Raw genomic sequence first — 460 nt, 5'->3', positions numbered from 1 at the left:
ATTTATTGATCACTGTTCGTAATAAGGTGACTGATAATAGTCAATTTTCAAAGTATCTATATCGTGTGGCTAATGTGAAGTTGCTACCACGAAGTAAAATAAGCCAACAGTTTACGGGTAAAGATAGTCAACAAGATGGCCTATACTGGTTTTTTGAGTTTACTGATGAGCCTATCATATTGAATACGCCAATAGAGAAGTCTTACCAAGAACACTTTAGGTTCAAGTTAACTAAAGCTGAATTATTGCATCAATTGCATCATTGGGATGACATAAAGGGCGATTATCAGCTTTATGCTGACCTAGACAAAACGTGGTAATTGACAATTACAGCTACTGATATTGGGTTTCTGTGCTTAAATAAAATCCAACTTAGCGGCATAACGGTAAGCAGTTAACAGGATTTAGCTTGAGCTACCAATAGATAGTAAGTTTTTGGCATTTCATAAGCTTATATTCC

Annotated in this window: 1 pseudogene; it reads left to right on the top strand. The window is 35.4% G+C overall.

Annotated features, from left to right (window positions below):
• Window positions 1-320 (top strand): annotated as a pseudogene (locus tag AB4486_RS26315) (hypothetical protein); the annotation flags it as partial.
• Between the last annotated feature and the right edge of the window lie 140 nt (window positions 321-460).

The sequence above is a fragment of the Vibrio sp. 10N.222.55.C6 genome (assembly GCF_041473395.1).
Classification (GTDB): Bacteria; Pseudomonadota; Gammaproteobacteria; order Enterobacterales; family Vibrionaceae; genus Vibrio; species Vibrio crassostreae_C.
The sequence above is the reverse complement of the archived record's forward strand: the minus strand, read 5'-3'. Positions and strand labels throughout refer to the sequence as shown.